General features: G+C 36.2%; 4 protein-coding genes. All 4 read right to left on the reverse strand.

Going from position 1 to position 4,093, the window contains the following annotated elements; all coding sequences use genetic code 11:
- Positions 1 to 280: 280 nt before the first annotated feature.
- The 4 genes from dxr to OZD62_RS05295 all read right to left on the reverse strand — a co-directional run bounded on the left by dxr (position 281) and on the right by OZD62_RS05295 (position 3,811).
- Positions 281 to 1,444 (reverse strand): 1-deoxy-D-xylulose-5-phosphate reductoisomerase, encoded by a 1,164-nt coding sequence (gene dxr / locus OZD62_RS05280; protein WP_070356952.1) that lies wholly within the window; start codon positions 1,442 to 1,444, stop codon positions 281 to 283.
- 72 nt (positions 1,445 to 1,516) lie between these two features.
- On the reverse strand, positions 1,517 to 2,014 hold the full coding sequence (locus OZD62_RS05285; RefSeq protein ID WP_010082318.1) for a hypothetical protein: 498 nt from the start codon (positions 2,012 to 2,014) through the stop codon (positions 1,517 to 1,519).
- Between the two features lie 320 nt (positions 2,015 to 2,334).
- Entirely contained in the window at positions 2,335 to 3,036 is a 702-nt protein-coding gene (locus OZD62_RS05290) for an ABC transporter ATP-binding protein (RefSeq protein WP_006279859.1), read from the reverse strand.
- Positions 3,029 to 3,811, reverse strand: coding sequence for an MlaE family ABC transporter permease (locus OZD62_RS05295; RefSeq protein ID WP_038199265.1), 783 nt, complete (start codon positions 3,809 to 3,811; stop codon positions 3,029 to 3,031). Before OZD62_RS05295 ends, OZD62_RS05290 begins: the two co-directional genes overlap by 8 nt.
- Positions 3,812 to 4,093: the final 282 nt, after the last annotated feature.

The following is a 4,093-nucleotide window of genomic DNA, read 5'->3' on the forward strand; positions in this document are numbered from 1 at the left end:
GTGCTTAAAAATATTAATAATTATACACTATTATTAACAATTATTCAACCATATTTTTGAAGATAGCTATGCCGCCGCGAACCGTCATACCGCCGCGGTATCTCTAGATCCCGCTAACAAGCAGCGGGATGACGAATTACTTAACCGTCATACCACCGCGAACCGTCATACCGCGATTCATTCGCGGTATCTCGGCATAGATTCCGCTAACTAGTAGCGGAATGACGATTGTGTATCGTGTTTTGCTAAAAATCACAGAATGCAGTCTGGTTACATTACTCTAGCTATACGCAACAACTTTACTTTCAACAATTTTGTGAGCAATAATACGACTTTCATAATCAATATTTATTATATCAGATAGTGAATTAATATCAGTATAACTACCAAAACTTTCCATTGTTGATTCCACTACCTCTACTATTTTTAAAAAGCCGATTCGTGACTTCAAAAATTCATTAACAGCTATTTCATTTGCAGCATTGAGCACAATACTGTTTGTTTGTGGAGCAGAAGAGTTTAACACTGCCATGCTAAGCTTTAGCGCAGGAAAACGCTTATGGTCTGGTTCTTGAAAGGTCAATTTTCCTTGCTTTGTTAAATCTAATTTACGATTTAAAGCTGATCTTTCCGGCCAAGATAGAGCATATGAAATAGGAATTGCCATGTCAGTTTCTGCAAGCACAGCAAAGTTGAACCCATCCTTATAAGTTACAATTCCATGTACTATTGACTCAGGATGCACTATTGCTTCAATTTTATCCGGGCTGATATTAAACAAGTTATGTGCTTCTATTATCTCTAGTGCCTTATTCATCATTGTTGCGCTATCAACCGAGATTTTCTTTCCCATATTCCAAGTGGGGTGACTAAGCGCCTTATCTACCATAACATTTCTTAATTGCTCAAGGCTATAATTTAAGAATGGTCCACCAGAAGCAGTAAGTATGATCTTTTCTACGCATTTGTCGTCATTTTGCAAAATTTGAAAAATTGCATTGTGCTCAGAGTCAATAGGGATTATTTGTACATTTTTTTCTTTAGCTTTTTTGAGTAATAACTTTCCACCGCAAACAATGCTTTCTTTGTTTGCCAATGCAATGACCTTGGTACCGCTTTCTATAACTTCCATAACTGGCCCAAGGCCTGCAATGCCAACTATTGCAACAACTGAGAGATCAACAGGTATGGTAGCAATATTTGTAGCACCAATTGCTATTTTTACATCTGTACCAAGTAAACTTTCTTTCAAATCTTTGTAAAGCCTTTCATCGGAGATAGCAACATATTTTGCATTTAGCAGTTTTGCTTGGTGTGCCAGTAGAGCAAAGTTCGAATGGGCACTTAGTGCTTCCACTTGGTATTCTTCTTTTCTCTTTGAGAGCAAATCTACAGTCTTTTTTCCAACACTTCCTGTTGATCCCAAAACTGAAACCTTTTTCACTAAGACAAACTCATAACAACAGCAACTTTTCTTATTAGGCCTTCTTCCAACTATTCAATAGTTTTTAAGTGTTTAACCAAGTTCATGTCCGTGGTCATCGCCAACAGATGGTGAAGGACCAGGTGAAAAAGATTGACCATGGTGATCACCTGCATCATGCATGTCTTGCAAACCATCAGCATTATGAGCTATTTCGTTATTGGCATGAGGGTAATCATCTGAGTGATGTCCATCATCACCATGAGCCATATCCATTTCTTCTGATGGCATATCTTCCCCACCTCCACCTGAAAAATATTCTGCAAGGCCTTCAAGAAGTTTTATGCCAAACATATTACCTGACTTTCCAAACAATGTTACTAGACTACTGCCACTCACCAAACCTTCAAACACGTTACTATAAGCAGCAATTGCTCCTTCATGAAAGTTGAACAACCATTTCATTCCATCGACAACTGTTGAAACAGAGTCACTATGACCAAGACCAAAACCACTTTTCTCACCAGCAGCCTCTTGGTGTTGCTGCTGCGCTTGCCATTCTGCAATGTTTGGACCTTGAGCTTCACTCATAAATTTTTACTCTCAACCTTAAGCTATTATTTTATCACAAATATTGCAAAATATCAATAGAGCTTTTGAATATAGCTAATACAAACAATTTCTGTCATCCTATATATAGCTAAACTGACTTACGACAATTTGAAAAACGACAAATTCGTCGTTCCGCTACTAGTTAGCGGAATCTATGCCGAGATACCGCGAATGAATCGCGGTATGACGTGTTAGCTATAGGATCCAGTTTGAAAAAAATCTGAATTCCAATGTTCACTACCTTTTACAAAGTTAAAACTTAAAAATATGACTGTTAGCAATAGTGTATATATCTTTAGCTATATATAATGAATGAATTTTTTTATATATTCGTTATTAGTATTTTGTATTTCCTGAACAGTTCCATGGGAAATGATCTCCCCTTCATATAATACTGCTATTTTATCAGCTATTTTAAATGCGCTATGAATATCATGTGTAATCGTGATAATTGTAGGGTTAAGATCTCTAGATAATTTTATTATTATCTCGTTTACTATATCTGACATAATTGGGTCCAATCCTGAAGTTGGTTCATCCAAAATAATGATTTCTGGATTGTGTGCAATCGCCCTTGCAAGTGCCACTCTTTTTTTCATTCCACCTGATAGCTCTATTGGAAACATATCTGCTATGCTTTCCTCCAGTCCAACATCATTTAACTTCTCGATTGCTAGCTGTTTTGCCTCTTTTTTGCTGATATTAAAGCGCTTTTTATAATTAAAAGATATATTTTCCCACACTGTAACGTAGTCAAATAAAGCGGAATTTTGAAATAAAACCCCAAATTTATTTTTGCTTTTACTATTTATTTTAACAGACCCTGAGTCTGGAGCAAGCAAGCCGATAATTGTTTTTGTTAATACAGATTTGCCGCTTCCTGAGCCACCAAGTATGACTAATGATTCCCCTTTTAATATATCAAAATTTAGATCTTTTAGTACTGTCCTATCATCAAAAGATAAGCTTAAGTTCAATATTGATATTATGGGGTTACGCATGTATCAAAGTAATCATGTAGTTTGCTAAAATGATCAGTATGGACGATAAAACAACAGTTGATGTTGTAGCAACACCTACTCCTCGTGCACCTTCTTTGCAATGGTAACCGTAATAGCAGCTTGAGACAGAAATTATGGCGCCAAATGCAGTTGCTTTTATTAGCCCAGTTATAAAATCATACGTATTAAAGAACTGAGCTGTGTGTTTAATGTATATATTTAAATTGTGGTTAAATTCGAAGACTGCAGTGATGCATCCTCCAAATATTCCTATTAAATCTGCACATACTGTAAGTATGGGAAATACTATGATTGACGCTAAAATCCTTGGTGCAATTAAATATTTGAAAGGGTTGATGTTCAAAGTTGTAAGGGCATCTATTTGCTCGGTGATGCGCATCGTACCAATTTCTGCTGCAACTGATGATCCAACCTTTCCTACCATTATTAAGCTGATCAAAACTGGTCCTAACTCTTTAATGATAGTGATCGTAACAAGTTTGGGTATTATCTGTTCTTGGTTAATTAATGGGTCACTCAAGCTACTTTGTAAAACTATCGCCGCTCCTATAAAAACTCCAGTGAGCCCAACAATTGGCAGAGAGAAAAAGCCTATCTCTATAATTTGTCTTGCTATGTTGCTAAAATAATACGGTGGCACAAGGCAGTGGTATAGAGATTGAATAAAAAATATGAATGCACTACCAAGCCTTAACAAAAAATTGATAAAGTACCTACCAATTATTCTAACACTATTTATATCAAAAAAGCTCACTTTGTATTCATTTTAGCTAGAGGTTAGTCTTACTGATTTTATTAAAATTTTTATTAACTTTATCGCAAAGTATAGCTGAGATATGTTTTAAGTTCAATATACTTGATGTTTTAATTTAAAGCTTAACCCAAGAAAGGTTTCCCTACGTCATACCGCCACGGTATCCACAACTGTACGAACGTTGTAGTTTGGGAGCAATTCCCACCAGTGGGCCAGTGCCCAGACACTGGGATGGCTTTGTTGCATCGCTACTTATGAAAGGCTAACTATAATTAGGATTAT

The organism is Wolbachia endosymbiont of Drosophila seguyi (assembly GCF_028981765.1).
Classification (GTDB): domain Bacteria; phylum Pseudomonadota; class Alphaproteobacteria; order Rickettsiales; family Anaplasmataceae; genus Wolbachia; species Wolbachia pipientis.

Excerpts from the sequence above, each read along its gene's own strand:
- OZD62_RS05285 (WP_010082318.1), bottom strand. The coding sequence starts at position 2,014 with ATGAGTGAAGCTCAAGGTCCAAACATTGCAGAATGGCAAGCGCAGCAG.
- OZD62_RS05290 (WP_006279859.1), bottom strand. The coding sequence starts at position 3,036 with ATGCGTAACCCCATAATATCAATATTGAACTTAAGCTTATCTTTTGAT.